The organism is uncultured Aliivibrio sp. (assembly GCF_946479765.1).
GTDB lineage: Bacteria > Pseudomonadota > Gammaproteobacteria > Enterobacterales > Vibrionaceae > Aliivibrio.
Window position 1 is genome coordinate 1 of sequence record NZ_CAMLHO010000021.1, and the last position, 21,104, is coordinate 21,104.

At 37.7% G+C, this 21,104-nt stretch carries 19 protein-coding genes; 5 read left to right on the forward strand and 14 right to left on the reverse strand.

Annotated elements, in window-relative coordinates:
* The coding region (locus Q1K78_RS09635) for a DUF417 family protein (protein ID WP_300177449.1) at positions 1-239 on the forward strand (239 nt) is incomplete at its 5' end.
* Positions 240-292: 53 nt separating this feature from the next.
* Here the strand turns inward: Q1K78_RS09635 and Q1K78_RS09640 are convergent.
* From Q1K78_RS09640 to Q1K78_RS09655, 4 genes are all read right to left on the reverse strand, one after another.
* Positions 293-1,729, reverse strand: a complete 1,437-nt coding sequence (locus Q1K78_RS09640; RefSeq protein WP_300177452.1) for an amidohydrolase — start codon at positions 1,727-1,729, stop codon at positions 293-295.
* A 243-nt stretch (positions 1,730-1,972) separates the two neighbouring features.
* Positions 1,973-2,383, reverse strand: coding sequence for an acyl-CoA thioester hydrolase YciA (gene yciA / locus Q1K78_RS09645; RefSeq protein ID WP_300177455.1), 411 nt, complete (start codon positions 2,381-2,383; stop codon positions 1,973-1,975).
* Between the two features lie 457 nt (positions 2,384-2,840).
* Positions 2,841-3,833 carry a 3',5'-cyclic-nucleotide phosphodiesterase gene (locus tag Q1K78_RS09650; RefSeq protein ID WP_300177458.1) on the reverse strand — a complete coding sequence of 331 codons (993 nt, stop codon included), beginning with the start codon at positions 3,831-3,833 and terminating at the stop codon, positions 2,841-2,843.
* 164 nt (positions 3,834-3,997) lie between these two features.
* Complete coding sequence (locus Q1K78_RS09655; RefSeq protein ID WP_300177460.1) at positions 3,998-4,801, reverse strand: helix-turn-helix transcriptional regulator; 804 nt, start codon at positions 4,799-4,801, stop codon at positions 3,998-4,000.
* Positions 4,802-4,868: 67 nt separating this feature from the next.
* Between Q1K78_RS09655 and Q1K78_RS09660 the strand changes: the two genes are divergently transcribed.
* The gene (locus Q1K78_RS09660; protein WP_300177463.1) at positions 4,869-5,777 is read left to right on the forward strand and encodes a DMT family transporter; all 909 of its coding nucleotides are present in this window, start codon (positions 4,869-4,871) and stop codon (positions 5,775-5,777) included.
* 71 nt (positions 5,778-5,848) lie between these two features.
* Here the strand turns inward: Q1K78_RS09660 and manA are convergent, their stop codons facing one another.
* From manA to malX, 3 genes are all read right to left on the reverse strand, one after another.
* A complete protein-coding gene (gene manA / locus Q1K78_RS09665; RefSeq protein ID WP_300177466.1) occupies positions 5,849-6,955 on the reverse strand; it encodes a mannose-6-phosphate isomerase, class I in 1,107 nt (368 codons plus the stop codon).
* The gene (locus tag Q1K78_RS09670) at positions 6,955-8,124 is read right to left on the reverse strand and encodes a MalY/PatB family protein (RefSeq protein ID WP_300177468.1); all 1,170 of its coding nucleotides are present in this window, start codon (positions 8,122-8,124) and stop codon (positions 6,955-6,957) included. Before Q1K78_RS09670 ends, manA begins: the two co-directional genes overlap by 1 nt.
* Before the next feature lie 81 nt (positions 8,125-8,205).
* On the reverse strand, positions 8,206-9,783 hold the full coding sequence (gene malX, locus Q1K78_RS09675; RefSeq protein ID WP_300177471.1) for a maltose/glucose-specific PTS transporter subunit IIBC: 1,578 nt from the start codon (positions 9,781-9,783) through the stop codon (positions 8,206-8,208).
* Positions 9,784-10,031: 248 nt separating this feature from the next.
* Here malX and Q1K78_RS09680 point away from each other — a divergent pair, with 248 nt between their 5' ends.
* Complete coding sequence (locus Q1K78_RS09680; RefSeq protein ID WP_300177474.1) at positions 10,032-11,054, forward strand: Mal regulon transcriptional regulator MalI; 1,023 nt, start codon at positions 10,032-10,034, stop codon at positions 11,052-11,054.
* 84 nt (positions 11,055-11,138) lie between these two features.
* Here Q1K78_RS09680 and Q1K78_RS09685 read toward each other — a convergent pair whose 3' ends face one another.
* The 5 genes from Q1K78_RS09685 to Q1K78_RS09705 all read right to left on the reverse strand — a co-directional run bounded on the left by Q1K78_RS09685 (position 11,139) and on the right by Q1K78_RS09705 (position 16,598).
* Positions 11,139-12,011, reverse strand: a complete 873-nt coding sequence (locus tag Q1K78_RS09685; protein ID WP_300177477.1) for a DMT family transporter — start codon at positions 12,009-12,011, stop codon at positions 11,139-11,141.
* Positions 12,012-12,194: 183 nt separating this feature from the next.
* On the reverse strand, positions 12,195-13,448 hold the full coding sequence (gene pepT / locus Q1K78_RS09690) for a peptidase T (protein WP_300177480.1): 1,254 nt from the start codon (positions 13,446-13,448) through the stop codon (positions 12,195-12,197).
* Positions 13,449-13,544: 96 nt separating this feature from the next.
* Positions 13,545-14,906 carry a C4-dicarboxylate transporter DcuC gene (dcuC, locus tag Q1K78_RS09695; RefSeq protein WP_300177483.1) on the reverse strand — a complete coding sequence of 454 codons (1,362 nt, stop codon included), beginning with the start codon at positions 14,904-14,906 and terminating at the stop codon, positions 13,545-13,547.
* 130 nt (positions 14,907-15,036) lie between these two features.
* Entirely contained in the window at positions 15,037-15,888 is an 852-nt protein-coding gene (locus Q1K78_RS09700) for a MurR/RpiR family transcriptional regulator (RefSeq protein ID WP_300177486.1), read from the reverse strand.
* A 257-nt stretch (positions 15,889-16,145) separates the two neighbouring features.
* Entirely contained in the window at positions 16,146-16,598 is a 453-nt protein-coding gene (locus Q1K78_RS09705) for a LysM domain-containing protein (protein ID WP_300177489.1), read from the reverse strand.
* A 235-nt stretch (positions 16,599-16,833) separates the two neighbouring features.
* On the opposite strand from Q1K78_RS09705, the gene Q1K78_RS09710 reads away from it, so the two are divergent.
* Together Q1K78_RS09710 and Q1K78_RS09715 are read left to right on the forward strand one after the other, a co-directional pair.
* Positions 16,834-17,106, forward strand: coding sequence for a DUF1778 domain-containing protein (locus Q1K78_RS09710; RefSeq protein WP_300177492.1), 273 nt, complete (start codon positions 16,834-16,836; stop codon positions 17,104-17,106).
* Positions 17,103-17,609, forward strand: coding sequence for a GNAT family N-acetyltransferase (locus Q1K78_RS09715; protein WP_300177599.1), 507 nt, complete (start codon positions 17,103-17,105; stop codon positions 17,607-17,609). Before Q1K78_RS09710 ends, Q1K78_RS09715 begins: the two co-directional genes overlap by 4 nt.
* Here Q1K78_RS09715 and Q1K78_RS09720 read toward each other — a convergent pair.
* Both Q1K78_RS09720 and Q1K78_RS09725 read right to left on the reverse strand, forming a co-directional pair.
* A complete protein-coding gene (locus tag Q1K78_RS09720; protein WP_300177495.1) occupies positions 17,606-18,907 on the reverse strand; it encodes an McrC family protein in 1,302 nt (433 codons plus the stop codon). The two genes, Q1K78_RS09715 and Q1K78_RS09720, sit on opposite strands and share 4 nt — an antisense overlap.
* A complete protein-coding gene (locus Q1K78_RS09725) occupies positions 18,904-21,096 on the reverse strand; it encodes an AAA family ATPase (protein WP_300177498.1) in 2,193 nt (730 codons plus the stop codon). Before Q1K78_RS09725 ends, Q1K78_RS09720 begins: the two co-directional genes overlap by 4 nt.
* Positions 21,097-21,104 lie beyond the last annotated feature (8 nt).

Sequence of the window (21,104 nt, forward strand, 5' to 3'; positions counted from 1 at the left end):
TAACTGAAATAATCATTGCTGTAGGGCTTATCGTAGGATTCTTTAATCCTAAAGTTGGCTACTTTTCTGGGATCCTTGCTTTACTTACCTTTATTACAACATTGAGCTTTTTAGCCACAACCCCAAATACATGGAAAATGGTTGATGGTGTACTAATAACTAACTTTTTCTTATTAAAAGATATTGTGTTTATTTCGATATCATTATTAGTCATTGAACATAATAAAAAGCATATCTAATACTTATAAAAAAGCCGACTCAACATTATGTAAAGTCGGCAGTTAATTTTGTATTAATCCATTAAACTTTTTGATTTTATTGCTTTTTTAGACAATTCTTTAGCGAATGCCGCAATGTCATTTTTAAACTGATCAACACTTGCTCGAATATCATCTAGCTCGACTGTCTGCATTTCTCTGTTTTCCATGATCACTTTGCCATTCACTATCGTGGTATTTACATTGCTTGGGTTTGCTTGATACACCAATGTCGCGTATGGGTCATAACTTGGCATCATATTGGCTGATTGTGTTTCAATAATAATGATGTCTGCTTTTTTACCCACTTCTAAAGAGCCTATTTTGTCTTCCATATGAAGGGCTTTTGCCCCACCCATGGTCGCCATTTCAATGACTTGCTCTGGGATCATGATGGTTCTGTCTGAGTTTTTAAGACGCTGCATATTTGCCGCGTAACTTAATGTACGCCATAAATCCACTTGGTTTGAGCTCATTGGCCCGTCAGTCCCTAAGCCAATTCTCATATCAGCACGATACATATCCCACGCAGGGGCAATACCTGTAGCGCCCTTTGCGTTCGCCATTGGGTTGTATGAGATACCCGCATCGGCTTCTTTAAGTAAAACTTGATCGTTTTCTGATAAATGAATTCCATGAGCAATCACAACTCGCTCATCAAGCACACCTATCTCGTCTAAATACTCAACAGGCGATTTTGCTTGAGTTGGATCTTTAATGCGTGTTTCTTCATTTGGGAATTCTGCAACGTGTATTAATACCGGCACATCATAATTTTTTGATAGCTGATTGATCTCTTGGAGTTTTTCTTTACTCACAGTGTAAACGGCATGAGGTGCATAAGCAGGCGTGATTAATGGATCATTTTGATACTCTTCAATAAACCCTTTCGCGTATTCAATCCCACCATAAGGTTGTTTTGCATCTACTACTGGGAATTTAATTACCGTCTCACCAAGTACCGCTCTTAAACCTACCTCTTTGGTTGCTTTCGCCATTTCATCCATATGGTAATACATATCAGCATACGTAGTAACACCGCTTTGGGCTAAATCAATAGTCCCTAACTTAGTCGCATTATAAATAAGCTCTCGACTTAGTTTTTCAGACTCTAACGGGAAAAAGTAAGCAAATAAACGATTTGAGATCCCCTCTTCGCCTAACCCACGAAACGCGATCATTGGCAGGTGATTATGAGCATTGATCATCCCCGGCATCACAATACCATCTTCTGCATCTATCATTTTTGGTGCTTGATACTGCGTTAATAAATCAGCATGGCCAATCGCAATTATCTTGTCATCTTTAATCACCACCACACCATCATCAATGACCTGCATCTCGGCATTAACCGTTAGCACTTGTCCATTATTGATGATCATATCTGCGTTATACGTTTGTTTCTCACTCATTAATGAGCAACCAGAAAGCAATACCGCACTAATACTTAATACCAAGCTTTTAAGCTTCATTCCTAAACCTTAACCTAATGAGAAATTTAAGGTAAATTTATAGCGAATACATAAACCTACCTATTATGTTTATAAGTAATTAATTTATCATTAGAGTTACTTTCTTGATACAAACTTTTCATATTAATATCACTAAAAAAGCCTGCTCAATATAAATTAAACAGGCTATTATTTTTTGATGTTAAACAGAGCTCACGACAATATTCCTTGTAGGCTCTACTTAATACCAATAAGGCTTAATATTTACGAGTGCTTAGGAATTGGACGAGGTTTACTATTTGAATCAATCGCTACGTAATTAAACGTCGCTTCACATACCTGAAAGCGATGGCTTACTTCATCTTCTTTAATTGGCTTAACCCACACTTCTAAATCAATCGACATTGATGTTCGACCAATTTTAGTACACTCACCATAGCAACACACCACATCGCCTACTCTCACTGGTTTTTTAAAAGTAATACTCGATACTGAAACCGTGACAATACGTCCACCTGAGATCTCTTGGGCTAAAATAGCACCCGCTAAATCAAGTTGCGACATTATCCAGCCACCAAAAATATCACCATTCGCATTAGTGTCGGCAGGCATTGAAAGTGTACGAAGAAGAAGTTGGCCTTTAGGCACTTGATCTGTCTTTATTGAAGTTCGCAAAAGGATATCCTAAACAAATTAATTTTGTGAATTCTATCACATTTATAAAAGTGTACGCAGGATCCTTTTTCTTTACTATACTGGTCGGAGGAATGAAAAATAAACAAGGATTGTTATGAAATATCACCATCTTCACATTGAACAACAGCATCATATTATGATTGTTCGATTACATCGCCCTGAAAAATTGAATGCAATTAATTACCCTATGGCAGCTATGGCACTGCTGCCATAGCTGCCACCAAGCACATCTATAACCGCTATTGGAATGCCTCCAAATGGAAGCTACTTGCTTATGAAAGCTACAGTCAAATTCGTATTTTAATCGACAATAATTTCGTACGAACACAATACGCACTAAAAAAGAAAGCGCTGCCGATATTTAAGAACAGGCAACGCTTTTGGTAGATGAATTTAAATAGACACTAGATTAAAATCATCACTAATTTCATCTTAATTAAAACAGTAATGAATCCCCCTGTTCAGGAAAGATAAAATTCACACCTAGCTTATTTGCATTAGCTAGTTGTTGTTTGATAATCACTTTTGGGTCTTCGCTATTTTTTAAGCTGTACTTGATATGGCTTACTACAACATTAAGATCATTTAATGAGCCTTTTCCATTCATACCCTCCAATACAGTTAATTCCTTAATTAACCAATTAGGCGTTAAATGTCCAAATAAGGACTTGTCAGGCGTTTCATTGGTAAAAGAAACTTCAATAATAATGCCTTTCAATTTCCCTTGCTTTACAAAAGGAGCTAGTGTTGTCCACGCTGTTTTTAATGCTGAGCTTTTTTCAACATCATCGGGACCAGTATCACCAAAATAGGCAAATACATCACCGTCATTATTTTTTAAAATAAATGCCGTAGATTGCCCACCAGAATGAGCAAGTGGTAATGCCATTACAGTCATGCTTGTATTTGAAACCGCACTCCACATCATTGGCTCAAGATCGACATAATTGTATTTGTTAATCTTAAAACCACTGCCTTTATTGCCAAAGTTTGGCCATGCTGACCAGTTGAAATAATTTTTCATCAGATCTTTATTAGTTGCTTCTAACCCATAAATTGGCTTTTTACTGTCATCTGGAGAAGAAATGATTAAACCCGCTACGTGATCTAGATGAGCATGAGTAATCAAATACCCTTTGATTTTATCATTTAGTAAATACCCTACTTTTGTATAAACTGAATCAGTTGGTAGTGCTATATTTTGAAACGCTCCTTTTTTCTCTGCGACAATCAATCCATTAACAACAGAGCCCGCATCAAGCATAACAAAATTAGAATCTTCCTTACTTTTAATTAAAAAAGCCGTTAAATTTCCATCCTGTATCCCGCCTTTACTCCCTAACGTTACAGTTTCAAAACTAATTGATTGAGCCGAGAAAGAAAAGACAGACAAACACGTAAATAACACCGCTAATTTATTTTTAAACATATCCAACCTTATTGATATCGCACACCCTTGTGCATAACCGAATAATACAATGATAATTGTGATTGTTGTATTAAATATTTAAGTCAAAAATAACCATCATTTTTAAGATAACGCTAACATCTTTATCATAAAAATATACTCACTTCGACAAAAAACCTTCTTAACTATCTTTCATTATTCTTCCTAAATTGCTCAGGAGTAACGCCAGTATGCTTTCGGAACATTTTAATAAAAGAAGACCCTTGGCTATAACCCAGCTGATACGCTATTTCATTAATGCTTATGGATTCTTTCAGTAGTGTCATAGCTTTAACTAATTTTGCTCTCTGCCGCCAATCATTAAAGCTCATTTTTAATTCTTTTTGAAAACGTCTGGCTAGCGTCCTTTCTGTACTAAATACACGTTTAGCCCAAACGGATAAACTCGAATCATCTTCAGGCGTTTCTTCCAGTTGGGTCAAAATAGGCGCTAACAACTTATCTTGAGTTGATGGTAAATAAATTTCAATTGGATTTATTTTTACTAATCTATCCATAAGCACATAGCTAAGGCATTTATCTTCTTCTGAGCTCACCATCGTTGTTTTCCGTTCAATCAAGTCATCAATTATGGCTCTTAATAACGGTGTTAATGGGATCATACACGCGTGTTTAGGAAACTTTTCACTCAACTCTGCCGTAATATTAATGGCGCAATATTCGATATCATTCCGATTAAATGCCTGATGATTTTGGTGAGGAGGAGTCCAAATCGTATAGTTTGCAGGACACACCATTTTCTGTTGAGCCACTTCCATTTCTAACACACCTTGCTTAATTAAATGCAACTGCCCCCAAGAGTGTGAATGCGATAAGGTTTCTGTTTTCGCTTCAATAAAAAAATAGTGACAAAACACATCTGTTGGCAGTGTTTCTGTCAATTTAGGCATGAATTTTTTATCTGTCGTAATCGCTATATCCGGTGTCATAAATGGTATACCACTGCTCTCTGTATTAGTGTGACAATTCTGTTAACTATCAATAACAGAGATAACTATGAATCTATTTTTCCCAATTGTTGCTGTCTTTATTTGGGCTGCAAACGCAGTAGTAAGCAAACTAGCCACTGGCGCAATAGAGCCCGGAGCCATTGCTTTTTATCGTTGGTTTTTTGCCTTATTTATTTTGTTGCCATTTTGCATTAAACCCGTATGGCAACAACGACAATTAATCGTAAGTAACTTAGGCAAACTCACTGTTCTCGCCTCGCTGGGTATGGTGTTAAATCAATGCCTTGCTTACTATGCAGCTCACACAACAAGCGCAACAAATATCGCCGTATTTTTATCGCTCATGCCACTATTTGGGCTATTTCTGGCTGTACCTTTATTAGGTAATAAACTAAAAAAACAAGCATTAATCGGTGCCGTTATTTCTCTTTCTGGCTTGGTCTATATGCTCAGTAAAGGTAACCCTGTTAATTTACTCACAAACGGAATTCAACAAGGCGACGGTTTAATGTTTATTTCAAGCTTAGCCTATGCTCTTTATTCAATATTGCTGAATAAATGGAAGTTACCTCTTAAGCCTTGGACATCTATCTTTAGCCAAGTTGCAATTGCCACATTACTTCAACTCCCTCTGCTTCTTAGCAGTAACTCTTACACTATTACAACCAACGCTTTACCTATGGTTCTGTTTGCTGCTGCATTTGCGTCTGTATTAGCCCCGTGGTTTTGGTTAAAAGGAGTTCAGCGAATTGGAGCGGCTCAAGCCACCTTATTTATGAACCTAGTTCCGATATTTACAGTGGCGATTAGTCTTGTCTTTTTAGGCCAATCACCCACTATATATCACCTCTTTGGTGGGGCTTTTGTCTTTATCGGTTTATTACTCGCTCAAGTAAAAATCTTACCTCTTCGAATGGGTGTTAATCCAAATATAATCAAGCCATCAAAAAACTAACACCAGTCACGATATCTCTACTCATTCTTTAGTTATAAAAAAAGAGCCGATAACATTACCGGCTCTTTTTTCTATTTAGATTCAAAAGCCCGAACTAATAGCCCATCGCCAGACACCAGATAAGCACCTGATTCAATGAATAATGATTGCCCTGCTAACAACACTGTCTCATTAAATTGAACACGTCCTTTGGCAACCAATAAAATTGAACGAGAAGTCACCGTTAAAAATTGTTCATGCTCCGTAACTTGGCATAGTGCTAATCCGAAATCAGTCTCTGTTGGCTGTAATATTTGTTCTGACTCAACAAGCATTGGAACTAACTTTTCAGGAATAAACGAAGTAAATTGAGTACAGGCCATTAACTCAGCAGTATCAATATATTTTGGAGTAAGCCCTGCTCGTAATACATTATCTGAACAGCCCATCAACTCAATACAAGTACCCTTTGTATACGCATGGATAGTACCTGCCGGTAAATACATCGCCTCACCAGGTTCTAGAGTTAAGCAGTTCATATAAAGTGGCGCTAATACTCCAATATCACTTGGATAATAATGTGCAAGCTCAACCAATTGCTGCCACATTGGATCATTACGACCAATTCCAATAGATAATGCCTGCGTAATGATCTGCTGCTTATCTTCTTGTGCTAATTGCAACAAGGATAATAATAGGGTCTGATGATTAAATGTTTCACTCTGTAAGATAGTCTTTAATGCATCTGATTGAATTAAAATAAGATTATCAATAATCTCTTCTAGCGACCTAAACCCCACCATAATTTTAAAGGGTGACAACGCCATGACCATTTCAGGTTTAGCGTAAGCGTCTTTATAATTTCGGTGTGGTGCATCTAAAGGGATGTGCTGTGCATTTTCACGCTCAAACCCTTCTTTAGCTTGAGTGTTATTCGGATGAACCTGAAGAGACAAAGGCTGAGAGGCACTCAATACTTTAAACAAAAAATTCAGAGGTTTTTGCTCTAAAAACTTATCTAATGCTTGCCAAGTATTGTCATCAAGTTGAACTTTAGAAGGCAGCGATGGATGCCCACCCAACCATAATTCAGCCAGCGGTTTATCATCTTTAATCGGAATCCCAAACAGTCCATAAAGTAAATGAGAGCCCCATTGATAATGGCGCTGTCCTGCTTCAACGTTATAAACAGTGTTCATTAGGATAACTCTTTAATTGCAGAAATAAGAGCCGTTAATCCTTGCTCTACTTTTGTGCGCGGACAGCCTAGGTTAAGTCTCACAAAACCTTTTCCTGCAACCCCGTAAGTGCTTCCTTGCATGATGGCAACTTTATGATTTTTAATTAAGCATTGATTTAATGCCTCCATATCTAGCGATAAAGAAGAAAGATCAATCCATGCAAGATAAGTAGAATCGGGAATTTGATAACCAATACTTGGTAGCTCTATCTCTAATGTCTCTTGAACGTAACGATGATTTTCATATAAATACGACTTTAACTCATCAAGCCAAGGACCACCTTCTTGATAAGCAGCAATTAAACCAATAACACCAAGAATAGAAGGAGAAGAAAGTCCATCAACCTGTTTTAAGTTAAATAAATAACGATCTCTTGCATCATCATCAGCAATAAAGGCATAAGAGCCGTTAAGTGCCGGAATATTGAATGACTTTGATGCAGAGCTAACTAAAGCCCAACGAGTCCCCATTCCAAACCCTTGCCAAGGAGTATGAGGTTTAAAACAGATGTCCATGTGGATCTCATCACTAATAACAGCCACATTATGTTTTTTACATAAAACCGCCATGCGTTTAAGTTCATCCACAGTCCAAACTTTACCGGTTGGATTATGAGGACTACATAATAATAAAATAGTATTGTTTGGATCAGATAATTGAGCTTCAAATAAATTCCAATCAATCTGGTAACCATTTGAAGAACGAGTTAATTTATTCGGAACAATCGTTCGTTCTAGCCCTAAAATCATTTTATCAAAGGCATCATAAGCTGGCGTATTAATAATAACCCCCTGACCAGAACAACTCCATTGGCGGATCAACTGAGAAATAATGTAAATAACCGATGGTCCATAAACCAGATCCTTCCCATCAAATTCAGCATTAAATCGACTTTTAAACCAATGTGTAATCGCGCCTTTGAAATCGCTGTGGTCCCAACGACTATAGCCAAATACAGGATGTTCCATTCGTGACTTTAATGCATCCATAACCACAGGTGACGCAGCAAAATCCATATCTGATATGGTGAATGGTAAAAGGTCAGCCTCACCAAAGCGATCTGCAACATAATCCCATTGAGTACAATAACTGCCTTTACGATTGATTTGCTCAGAGAAAGTAAACATAGCGACTCCAAAAGCTCATATTTATGTGAACTAAAAAACAAAGAGTGTAAAAAAAGTGGAGAGAACCTCCACCTATAAAGATTAAGCTGTTGCTGACATTAAGGATTGCATTTCATTTTTTACAATATGAACTTGCGCGCCAATAACAACCTGTAAGCTATGTTGATCAAGCTTAACCACACCAAGTGCACCGTACAGTTTTAGCTGCGCATCATCGACTAAGCTCATGTCTGCAACCGTCATGCGTAAACGTGTGATACAGTTGTCTAATGACGTGATGTTTTCTGCCCCACCAAGTGCCGCAAGAATAAGTTTTCCTTTACCACCAGCTGTCGCAATAATCGCTGCTTCTTCTCTAGACATCGCAACATCTTCCGCTTCACGGCCTGGTGTTTTAAGGTTGAACTTAAGAATCGCAAACTTAAACACAAAGTAATAAACTGCGAACCAAACACCTGCAACCACAGGAACTAGATACCATTTAGTAGACAGACCTTGAAGCACACCAAAGACTAAGAAATCAATAATGTTGCCATCGGTGTTACCAATAGTAACGTCTAGCATTCCCATAATCATGAAGCCAAAACCAGTTAAAATTGCGTGGATAAAATACAAAACTGGAGCAACGAATAAGAACAAGAACTCAAGTGGCTCAGTGATACCACCAACAACACAAGCAACCACACCAGAAACTAATAACGCTTTAATTTTGCTACGATTTTCAACTTTAGCACAATGGTACATAGCTAAAGCTGCACCAGGAAGTCCACCTAAAAACGCGGGCATTTTACCTTGAGATAAGAAGGCAGTAACTGATGGTGTAAAGCCTTCAATTTCAGAACAAGAAAGCTCTGAATAGAAAATATTTAATGCTCCAGATACCGTATCACCACACACTTCCATTGTGCCACCGGCTTCAGTAAAACGAATAAGCGCAACTAAAATATGATGAAGACCAATTGGTAACAGTAGACGTTCACTCATACCGAACAAGAAAGGACCAAAATCACCCGCCTCAGCAATTACATGACCAATACCGTTAATACCTGCCGCAAAGTAAGGCCAAATAAAAGGAACCAGTAAACCAACAACACCTAAAGTAATGGTTGAAATAATAGGAACAAAACGAGCACCACCAAAAAACGCAAGTGCGTCAGGCATTTTAAAGGTATAGAAACGAACGTGCAGTTTAGCAACGATAATACCAACGATAACCGCTCCTAAAATACCAGTATCAATAGATTCTGTTCCTAAGATAGATTTTACGCCGTAAGCTTCACGTAGCACTTCATTATCAAGCACCCCATTCACCGTTAAGTAGAAGTTAACTGCTAAATTTAATGCCGCGTAACCAACTAAACCAGAGAATGCTGCAACCCCTTTCTCTTCACGAGCAAGGCCCATCGGAATGGCAATAGCAAACATAACGGGTAAATATATAAATGCAACTAAGCCAATTTTTGTCATCCATATGAATAAATATTGGAAAATAACATTATCAAAAAATGGCATCGCCTCTTTTAGTGCTGCACTTGAAAAAGAGCTACCAATACCGAGTAATATCCCCGAGAATGCAAGCAACGCAACAGGAACCATAAAGGTTTTGCCTAAGCTCTGCAAGAACTCCCACAACGTCGTTTTATTTGCTTTTTGCTGCATAAAATATCCCTCATTAATAATTTAAAATAAATGCTTAGGAGAAATTTAACTTTCTTTAATTGAGTTAGATTCCCTCTTATCTTGGACAATACAATACACCTGACAAAATCTGGTAAAACGTTTTACCAGCAATCTTGTGGTAACGATCACGATCTTTTTCCATTCAATGGAATATTACGATAGAATGACTGAAATAAATGTGTTTCATTAGGTAAAACGTTTTATCTAATCTTGATAAAAGAAGTGCTATGACAAATAAAAAAGCAAATATTAAGGATGTAGCAAAACGAGCGGGAGTCTCAGTAACGACTGTCTCAATGGCACTCAGCGACAAGGGGCGGATCTCGCCTGAAACAATACAAAAAGTAAATCAAGCAGTACAAGATCTCGGCTACATTAAAAATAGAACAGCCTCTAATTTAAGCTCAAAACAATCATTATTGATTGGCTTAATTTTAAGAGATATCAGTGATCCTTATTACGCTGAAATAGCAGCAGGATTAAGTGAAGTTTTAGAAGAAAAGGGATACATGCTTTTTCTTACCCAATCAGGAACAAGCCAAGATAAATTTGATCAATGTATTAATACAATGGTGGCACAAAATGTTGGAGGGATTGTATTTTGCCCTATCCTTGATATTGGTGTTCCGAATGTTCAAAAAATACAAGATTTAAACTTACCAATAGTTTGTGTTGCTCGGGCAAAAGTAGGACAACAGATTGACTTTGTTGGGCCAGATAATATGCAGGCTGCTAAAATTGCCACAGAGTATTTAATCAAACAAGGACATCGCCAAATAGCTTATGTAGGTGGTCAAAGCGATTCATTGAGTAGAGCAGAACGTTTAGGTGGCTATTGCAGTACACTAATGCAGTTTGGTTTGCCCCTTAAGCCTGAATGGGTAGTCGAATGTGATAAAAGTCAAACTGCCGCCGCAGAAGCGGTAAATCAACTAATTAATAAAAATCCAAAAATAACAGCAATACTATGTCATTATTCATCGACCGCGTTTGGTGCTGTTTATGGAGTTAATCGTTCTAACCGCAGTGTGGGTAAAGATAACTACATTGGACAACAAATCGCTATTATTGGATTTGATGATGTCCCTGAAGCCGAGTTAATTCAACCTTCATTAACCTTTGTCTCCTCCCCGATTCGTGAGATTGGTCGGCAAGCTGGACATCGATTAATTCATCAAATCCACAACAAAGACAGTGCTCCTCAAAGTCTTATTTTAAATCCAGAATTAATTGCTCGTGACTCAGCTTAGTTAAAAGCATATTCATAAATAAAAATCACATATAAAAAAGGTATTTGGGTTAGTCGTATTTTATTACAGCCCAAAGACTTACTACTATCCACGCAACTTATGCCTCACTTGGCTAAAGCGATAGAAAACTAAAGACAGAAGCAACAAACCACAACCAACCAGTTTATTTAACGGCATCGATTCATCATACAACCAAACACTCAGCAGCATGGTCCAAATAGGTTCAAGTAACATTAAGATCGCAGCATTGGTTGGTGTTACCCACTTCTGTCCTATCGTTTGCAATAAATAGCGCAAACTGGTGGCAAGTAACACACTTAATACAACCCACTTCCACGTAATTAGACTCACCTCTTGTGGCCATGTTTCTAATAAAAGTGATAACACGACACCCAAGCAACCAACCGTAAATAATTGCAGTGTCGTTAATAAAATCGTCGGTAAACTGGCGGAATACTTACTGTTAAAATTAAAATGCGTCGCAAGGCCTATTGCTGCACAGATAAACCATATTTGACTTGCAGATACATTCCACCCGTCATTCCATGCTAATAAGAACAGGCCAGAAATAGCAATTGGCAAAGAGAACCAAAATGCTCGTGGTGGCCTAGAACCAAACAGTGGCCAAGCAAGTAAAGGGACAAATAACATAGAGAGGCTCATAATAAATGCTCCTTCACCCAATGTGTCACTGATTGAGATAGCATGTATCCAACAAAATAAGGCAGAAGAAAGTAATACGCCAACCCCCATAGAACGAAGACAATCTTGCCATAATGCTTTTTTCAAGGCACTAAAACAAAATGGCAATAAAAGTAATGATGCGAAAATAAAGCGAATACCAATAAAACCAAACGGTGGTAACTCTTGAATGGCTTCTTTTGAGAACACCCATCCAGCACCAGCCAAAAGAGTGGTGATAATTAAAACAGGCTCTGCACGAAGTTTAGTTAGCATAAAGACACTTAATAGTGATGAAGACAGAAAATGGTGGGTATTTTAATACGCATCAAGCGAGACATACAGATTTATAAACTAATTTATCATTTACCCGTAATAAAAAAAGAGCATATTTAAATTACCAACATGCTCTTTAATACATTACTTATCCTCACTAGTTACAGTGTCACCAACTAAGTCCTATTTATACCCTTCTGCCGTGATTTTTATAACGTCTACCACCACATTACTTGCCGCCTTTAATGAGTTAACAGGCAGATATTCATAAATAGAATGAAAATTATGCGCCCCAGTAAATATGTTCGGACATGGCAATCCTTTCTGTGACAATACCGCGCCATCATAACCACCACGCATAGGCACCGCTTTCATTTCAATGTTATTACGGGCATACGCTTCTTTAGCGATAGTAATTGGGAAACTCGCATCCCCTTCTAAACTGTTTGCTACATTCTCATAGCGATCACTTAGGTTGATAGAGATACTTGACTCACCCCATAACTTCGCAAAGCTGTCTGACAGATTTTGTAAAAATGCCATGCGATCACGATAACCATCTTTATAAAAATCGCGCACATCCATTTTTAGTACCGTTTTAGCACTGTTGCCAGATAACTCTTTCACCCAGTAATAACCTTCACGACCTTCAGTATATTGAGGCGCTTCACCACCAGGAACCATACTAATGAATTGATGAGCCATTAATAACGAGTTCTTTAGTTTCCCTTTTGCAGACATTGGATGTGCAGATTGCCCAGTAAACGTAATGATTGCATCACCGGCATTCCAGTTTTCATGAACAAACTCACCAATACCACAACAATCAAGCGTATAACCGAAATCAGCGCCAAAGCTTTCTACATCAAACGCCTTGGCACCTCGTAAACCTTGCTCTTCATCAGGAACAAAAGCGACTTTCACCGCTCCATGAGGAATATCAGGGTTCGCCTTTAACACTTGCAATGCATTCATGATTGCAGCAATCGCGGCTTTATCATCAGCACCTAACAAGCTTGTTCCATCCGTTACAATAATATCATCGCCAATGTAACCCACTAATTCTGGAAACTCAGATTTTTTTAAGAAGATATTTGATCCTGAATTCAAGCAAATATCACCGCCTTGATAATTCACTATGTGTGCTTTTGTATCATTACTTTGCTCTGCACTCGTATCTAAATGCGCAAAGAAAGAAACCGTAGGAATAGATTTTGAATCTTCATTTTTTTCTATATTCGCAGGCAACGTCGCCGTCAATATTGCAGAATCACGTAATACAACATCTTCCATCCCTAAAGCGGTCAGTTCCTTTGCTAACAATTGAGCAAGTACCATTTGGCCATCAGAAGAAGGCATAATACCCGCCGCGCCTTTCTCTCTGCTTGTTGTTGTATTAATGCGTGTGTAACTTAAAAAACGCTCAATGATATCCATGGGTAACTCCAATTCTTGGATCTGATTTATCTCTATTTAATATCAATCCGAATAAGTATTTAAACAACGACTTATCCGGATTAGCATAACTGCAAACTACACTAAAATCTGTGAACAAATTAATACAGTAACCAAGCCACCAGTCATAGGAATAATGGTTCGTTTTGCTAGCTCAATTGGTGATACGTTTGCGACACCCGCACACGCAATAACCACACCGGCAACAGGAGAAGCTGAACGCATTAAGCCTGCTGCTAATTGCATAGGAAGCGCAACATGAGCAGCGGCCGTACCTACTTGTGCTGCTACATCTGGTGCTAAGTTTGAGAAACTAAAGAATGATGCGTTACCAGAGCCAGACAACATGGTGACCAGAACAATAATAACCACAAGAACAAGAACCATGGCTAAATACCCTAATCCCATATTTGAAGCAGAGTCGAGTAATAAAGCAATGAAACCAATCGTAGTTAAGCCAGTAACGAATACTTGTGCCGAGATAATTAAACTTACCACCCCAGTAAATACGTTACCCATACCTTCTAAATACACTTTTAAAGAAGCCGCGACTTCTTTGCCATTACGGGTATAAAGATAATCACACACCATTGCGATAAATAGAGAGATAAACATTGCAGTTACTACATCCATACGAACTGATGTCACCGCAAATTTACTGAAAGTTAATAGAAGCAATAATGGCAGAACAGGTAAAATAGCAAACCACTTAGGCGCTTTACGTTGCTCTTTAGCATCAAGATTGAACTCATGAGTAATGCCTTTCTCTGCATCTTTTTTATCAAAATAACGCTGACACACATAATGTAACGCCGCAATTACTACCATCGCTGCCATAGCAACAGGAAGTTGATAACTTGCAAAGTACGTCGCTACATCAATACCAGAAACTTCAGCCGCTTTGTTTGCTGCAGAAGACGCAGGACCTAAATCTAAACAACCAGTCGTAGCGACCACCGCAGCCGATGCCGCTGGGTTACAACCAACACCCACTAATACTGGGTACATTGCTATCAATAGTAACAACGCTAATCCTGTTGCACTTGGAATAAAGATATTGATTAATTGACCAATAATGTACGCTAACGCCAATACTAAATAGGGGTTTTTAATATAAGAAAGTGGCTTAGTCGCAATTTGCACCATCGCATTTGCCGCGCCAATGTGACCCATGTATTTAGAAAAACCACCAACCGCCATGATGATAAGACCTAGTTTTGCAAGAGTCGATGATGAAATAACTTTTATGACTTCAAAAAAATCAACAATGATTGACCCAGTTGGTGTCCCACCTTTAGGTAAAAAATCGGTCGTTCCATTAAGAACACCTAGAGCAATCATTAATAAACCAGAAAGAAATAACACCGCCTGAGTATTGTATTTTTTTATAATAAAATACCCGACACCACATATTATTGGTAACGCTAGAAAAGTAATCATAACAAACCTCATTATATTATAAATATAGAATAGCAATGCTCATTAAATAAATAAGCATAAATTAAAAGTGCAACAATTCCCTGCCAGTAAATAACAGAAGTTATATTTTTCATGTCATTACATTGGATCTTTATTTAGTAAAAATACTAAACTCGTCAAATAAGCCTTCGATACGCTTAAAGCGATCGTTTTTTTCTTTTTGTTTCGATAAGCCTTTAATAAAAGCTTCAATTAATGCGAACCCTGAGGCTCTGTTATTAAAGAAGCCATCACTTGCACTCTCGACAGAAAACTGGATATCACAATAAGCCACAAAAGGATTTACAGGCTGATCAGTCACTAAAATAATTCTTCCACCAAATTGATGAAACCACTTAACTAAACGTATCGTAATTGTTGAAAATCGATGATAAGAAATGGCAAATAAAATATCGTCTTTACTTACATCTACCAATTGATGAGGTAATGTTGAAATATCGGCTTTTAGCCACACCACATCTTTACGTAAGTATCTTGCTAGTAAGTAAAAATAATTTGCTAACGCCTCTGATGACGCACTTCCAATAACGTATAACTTCCCTTTAGGATCTTGCATATATTCAATAGCACGATCAAAGTCAGGCTCAGATATCATCGAGAACGTTTTAGTCATATTAGACATGACTTCATCGTAATGATTTTTTAATACATTATTTTTATTATCAGTAGGTTGAAGTGTCTCATAGCGCTCTACTGGTGTTGTTAGTGTTAATGCTAAATCATCAGCGACGTGCTTTTTAAACTCTAGAAAACCACTAAAACCTAAATGCTGTAAGAACCGTCCTAGTGTCGCTTTCCCTACCCCTATTTGCTTGCATAGCTCATCTATTTTGGCAAATGGCAACATGGTGTAATGCTTCATAAAATACTGGGTAATGCGCTTTTCTGCCTCAGTTAGCGCTCCTAATCCATTTACTGTGTTAATGAAGTCTTTTTTATCCACGGGGATTATTTCCCAAATATTTAATCTATGGGATATATTTCCACCAATGGCATGATACTTTCAAGGGAATTAATTTTTCCCATACTTAATTTGTGACAAACACACACAAAAAGTGAGGATTTAACATGTTTTTAAAGTAATCGTTATAAAAGCAACAATATGAGACCATATTTTATCCAAAAAAAAAGCCACTAAATTTAGTGGCCTTGCAATCATGCTATCTACAGAGAGAGCGTTATGAATAATTAATATTGAAGCTATTTAATATTAATTACATCGCCAATAAGCAAATGCCTAGGATTATCGATTTTAGGATTTAGTTGAAGTAAGTCTCCTAACGCAATGCCTTGATTTCTTGCAATGCTATATAACGTATCATTTTGTTTAATTGTGTAATACATTACCTCTTCATCAGCTTGTTGCTCCGCTTGCGCCTTTAATTCACCTTGCGCTGCCTTTAACTCACCTTGCGCAGCATCTAACTTACGAACCGCTTGGTAAATTTCACTATCCGTCTCTTTTTGAGATTGTAGATCAACTTTTAATGTATTCATTTGAGATTCTAGCGTGCTTACTTTTGACTCTAATACACCCATTTGTTCTGTTTGATTTTTTTGTTGAGCAATAAGCTCATCATTTGATGCACAACCAGTAAGAACTAATGTAGACATTAGCGACGCTAGCAGAATAATATTTTTGTTCTGTTTCATACTTTTCTCACAACTTCATTTGTTTGATAAAAAACTACGACTATTGTCATAAATATAAGATGTATGCACAAGTAATAAATGACTTTATTAGTGATTTTTGGTTGTTTGGTGACAGTTTAAGTGTTGTTGTAATTACAGTTATCAATTGCGTGCAAAAATGACACAATAAATTGTTCTTGCATATTAATTAGACTACAATCTATTTGTGCCACTTTGACACTGAATGGATATTATTATGGCTACTGCATTACCTCGTATTACAGCACGTGTAGATCTTGATACACAAGAACTACTATCACAAGCTGCGGCTATTGCCGGTATGTCTAGCATTAACTCATTTGTGCTTAGTGCTGCTGTAGAAAAAGCAAAAACTATTATTGAACGTGAATGTGCCTTAAAACTAAGTCAACAAGATGCTATGACTCTAATGACTGCGTTAGATCAACCAGCAAAACCAAATAACAAGCTACAAAAAGCCGCTTCACGTTATATGGATAAAACTCAATAATGAATACTGTCCAATTAGAAAAAGCTAAACATGACCGAAATCGCTTTGATTGTGGCATTACCGCACTCAACAATTACTTGAAAGTGATGGCTAGCCAACAATCTAAGAAAGACAATACGCGTACCTTTGTTCTTGAAGATGAACAATGCCCTAAGCACATTATTGGTTATTACACATTAACCATGACACCCGTTGATATTCAGAATTTACCATCTAAATTACAAAAGAAACATCACAGTGTCACTTCTGGCGGTCTAATAGCTCGTTTAGCTGTTGACCATAGATACAAAGGCAAAGGTTTCGGTGAATGGCTTTTAATTGACGCACTTAGAAAACTATTAATAGCAAGTGAAACCGTTGCCTTCCCTGTCGTCATTGTTGATTCAAAAGATGGCGCTGAATATTTCTATGAAAAATACGGCTTCACTGCCTTCAAAGACACAGATAACAAACTGTTTATTACCATTGCTGATATTAGAGCGAGTATCGGTGAGTTTGATTAAAAAGAAACGTCACACTTATCTAAATCTAAATCATACGCGACTGCTTTAACCGTTAACTTTTCACTAAATTTAAATGACTCTAACGAATCATTGAACTGAGCATGCTTAGGATAAATTAAATACACTACCCCCTCGCCTTCTAAGTATTTATGACCATAAGCAAACATTTGATACATATCAGATTGGCTTATTCCATATTTTTCTTTAGCAGTTCCTTGACTCTCGTATATTCGCTTCCACTTAGTATCAGCAACACAAACCACTTTATTGGTTTGCTTTTCACTAATTACAATATCAGGTTTTAGTTTGAACCAACCCTGCTCTTTCTCTGCATTAGGTGGGGTATGAAAAACTAAAGACTGGCTGCTTCCTTGTGTTTTTAACTTCAAATGTGATGGTAGATCTTTTTGCAATTTTATCGCTACATATCGCTCAAACAGAGTTTCCATTGGAAATAAAAACGAAATACCTTTATGCGAACCAGACAAAGCAATTGGAGATTGATAACTCAAAATTAACTCACACCATGGCTTCACACTCCGATAGTGAACTAACGAGCGGTCAACAGACCACTTTCTGAAATCTAAAGAATAATTCGATGATAATGAGATCTCATCAAAAACAAATAACAACTCTTTACCTAAACGGTGGTTTTCGTTGCTCTTCGTCCATTTCAGCACTTGCTTCAATGCTGAATGTATTAACCTATTTTCTGAGCGGTCAGAAGAAAATTGATCATAAGATACGTTAAAACGATTTTGGCAACCGGGACGTTCACGAAGCTGCTTTGACGTTTGAAGTTGCCCTTTCAAATACGGTGTTTTTGCTTCTACACGCTTATACTCACTACGAATTCCCCGTTTAACAACATCAGCGACCTCTTTTAAAAAATATCCAATCAGAACCTCAAACAATGGCTGTTTTAAGATTTTCAACGAAGATTGTTTAAATTGCTGCATAGACAGTTTGTTTACCGTTGAAAGCATTTTTAATAATACTTTCTTCGCAACCTCTGATTCATCTTGGTCTGATATCTTAGGTAGAATCTCAATACGAGTGCCACATGGCGTTTCTAGCACTCCAACATAGTTAACCACTTGAAGCGCTATCTCTTTGCCGTATTTTTTGACTCTAACTAATTCAACGGATTTGTCATTAGCACTGTGTCCGTTCACTAATAACCATTCAAATGCCTTTTTCGTTATTGAATGGCAATCAATGTCTGATTTGTCGCCTCCATTGAGCAACAAACCAAACTCACGCACCTTAACAATAGGATTGGTCTTTTTGCTTATCATCGAGTATAAACACCGATATACGCTTGAGGATTTTTAAATGCTTCCTGATTACGGCAATAAGGCGGTATTCCTTGCACTTCCCAATCCGCCCCCATTAACTCTGCAATATCATTACTACCAAATTGCTCGACAATAAAACGTAGCTCATGATTATCTTTTAAATGATCGCCAAGTACCTGACCTACACGCTCCCAATCTTCAAAGAAGTACTCTTCTAATAACGGTAAGATCTGCAACTCAAAGATCTCTGCTAATAATTGTAGGCTTGGATTATCACGTAACGATAAGAAGAAGCTATGACCAATGGTATGATCTCGGTCATACAATAATTCAATACGTTGATTCATGGTTTTAACAAGCTTAGCAACGTTAATGCCTTCGATATCAAGAATATCTTTAAGTAGCTCGTAATTTGTCATCATTTCAACAAATTCAAAGCGACGACGAAGTGCAATATCAAGCTGTGCCAGTGATTTATCTGCGGTATTCATCGTACCTATGATGTGCAAGTTTGATGGTACTGAAAACGTTTCCTTTGAATATGGTAGCTTCACAGACAAAGATTCCGTGCCACCGCTACGCTTACTTGGTTCAATCAATGTAATTAGCTCACCAAAGATATTAGAGATATTACCTCGGTTTATTTCATCGATAATAAGTACAAATGGTTTCGCATTCTGATTCTTTATATTCGTTTGTTCTGTGTATTCTTTTAATCCACACTGCTTTTTCAAGTAAAGCAAAAAACCTTCAACATAAGAAGAGTTATAAATACCTTGCTTAGAACCTGTTAAATAGAGTTTTCTTACATTCGCAATAGAAGCTACATATTTAGGATCAGCATTCTCTGTTGAGTCAGGGAACACTTTAAATGTCCCTCCACCAGAATACTCTATCTCAAACCGTTTACCTCTAATGGTTGTTAAAACTAAACGTTCCTCTGATTCTTCAGAGCTTTCTTGAAGTTTTAACAAAGAAGTTTCAAATTCATCAACAGAGACTACTGTATTCGAGCTTGATCCTGCTCTTTCACAAATAGCTTTAAATACTCCAGGCTCAACACTGTAGTTTAACGCACCGTTTTCACTATCAGCCTTTAAACCCTCAACAAAATCTTCATAGCTGAAGCTCTGGTGGAAAGTCACAAATCCAATACGATTATTATTCAGGAGTTCGTCAAAGCGAGCTTTTAGTTTTTCACGGTCGTCTTTATTTTCAAGGTAAAAACCAGGCGCTACAATCTGCAATGCTTTATTGATCGTAGTGTATGTTTTGCCCGTACCTGGAGGACCATATAAGATTGTATTAAGCGTTTGGTTTACGTCATTAGTCTTCACGTCATACTCCTGTCCAGGTTCTTTTATGTCACCAGTTAAAGCAGCTTTAGGCTGTTTCCATTTTGAGCGTAATGGCTCGACATAGTAATCAAGTTCTTGAGTACCGTACTCAGCTTCAAATGATTGCCTTAGCGCCAACAGTTTAGCGTCAGCTTCCTTAGTATCCATTCGGTTATATTGAGCACTCGTGATATCTGATAAAGTCGTTAAAATAGACTTTCTATCCGTGCTACCGAAGATGCGCTCATGGGCATCTGGAAACAACAGGTACAAAAACATATGACGAAACTGTCTCGAACCATTTTCTGGAATTGATTCCAGCCATCGAGGCAACCGTTCAACATCACTCAAAAGCTCTTTTCTCTCCAGTTCAGAGAGCTTTAGCAAAGCTTCAACCAAGCGGATAACATAAACAAGTTCACGCCAGCGAAGTGTATTGTATGCGGTGCCAGCACTACCAATTCCAGTTAAAGCGCTGTCAGAGAGGTATCTTTGTCTCGATTCTGTAGTAACCTCATATCCACTCCACGAAAATACGCGTTCAATGCTTTTGCGCTTAGATTCAGGACCAGTATTACTTGGGCAAAGAAACATCAACCACAGCATTTCAGACGCAAGTACTTTCGCTTCTGGAGAAGCGCCTGCCAGTTGAGTTTCTAACTTTTCAAAAAAGTCACCATCGCCTTCATCTAAGTTTTCAACAAAATAATCAATGAGCTCTTGGCACATTAGTGAATTCCACACGGCGAGCTCAGAGAACAGAGAGCGACCTTGAATTAAACAACGCTCTTTGAACTCCGACATGTTGGTAAGTAAATGAGCAGAATTCTTGTCGCCACAATATATTGCCAATTTGTATT

Coding starts and splice junctions, on each gene's coding strand:
- Q1K78_RS09680 (WP_300177474.1), top strand. CDS start 10,032: ATGACAAATAAAAAAGCAAATATTAAGGATGTAGCAAAACGAGCGGGA.
- manA (WP_300177466.1), bottom strand. CDS start 6,955: ATGAACACTGTTTATAACGTTGAAGCAGGACAGCGCCATTATCAATGG.
- malX (WP_300177471.1), bottom strand. CDS start 9,783: ATGCAGCAAAAAGCAAATAAAACGACGTTGTGGGAGTTCTTGCAGAGC.
- Q1K78_RS09705 (WP_300177489.1), bottom strand. CDS start 16,598: ATGAAACAGAACAAAAATATTATTCTGCTAGCGTCGCTAATGTCTACA.
- Q1K78_RS09685 (WP_300177477.1), bottom strand. CDS start 12,011: ATGCTAACTAAACTTCGTGCAGAGCCTGTTTTAATTATCACCACTCTT.
- Q1K78_RS09655 (WP_300177460.1), bottom strand. CDS start 4,801: ATGACACCGGATATAGCGATTACGACAGATAAAAAATTCATGCCTAAA.
- pepT (WP_300177480.1), bottom strand. CDS start 13,448: ATGGATATCATTGAGCGTTTTTTAAGTTACACACGCATTAATACAACA.
- Q1K78_RS09650 (WP_300177458.1), bottom strand. CDS start 3,833: ATGTTTAAAAATAAATTAGCGGTGTTATTTACGTGTTTGTCTGTCTTT.
- Q1K78_RS09640 (WP_300177452.1), bottom strand. CDS start 1,729: ATGAAGCTTAAAAGCTTGGTATTAAGTATTAGTGCGGTATTGCTTTCT.
- dcuC (WP_300177483.1), bottom strand. CDS start 14,906: ATGATTACTTTTCTAGCGTTACCAATAATATGTGGTGTCGGGTATTTT.
- Q1K78_RS09720 (WP_300177495.1), bottom strand. CDS start 18,907: ATGATAAGCAAAAAGACCAATCCTATTGTTAAGGTGCGTGAGTTTGGT.
- Q1K78_RS09710 (WP_300177492.1), top strand. CDS start 16,834: ATGGCTACTGCATTACCTCGTATTACAGCACGTGTAGATCTTGATACA.
- Q1K78_RS09660 (WP_300177463.1), top strand. CDS start 4,869: ATGAATCTATTTTTCCCAATTGTTGCTGTCTTTATTTGGGCTGCAAAC.
- Q1K78_RS09670 (WP_300177468.1), bottom strand. CDS start 8,124: ATGTTTACTTTCTCTGAGCAAATCAATCGTAAAGGCAGTTATTGTACT.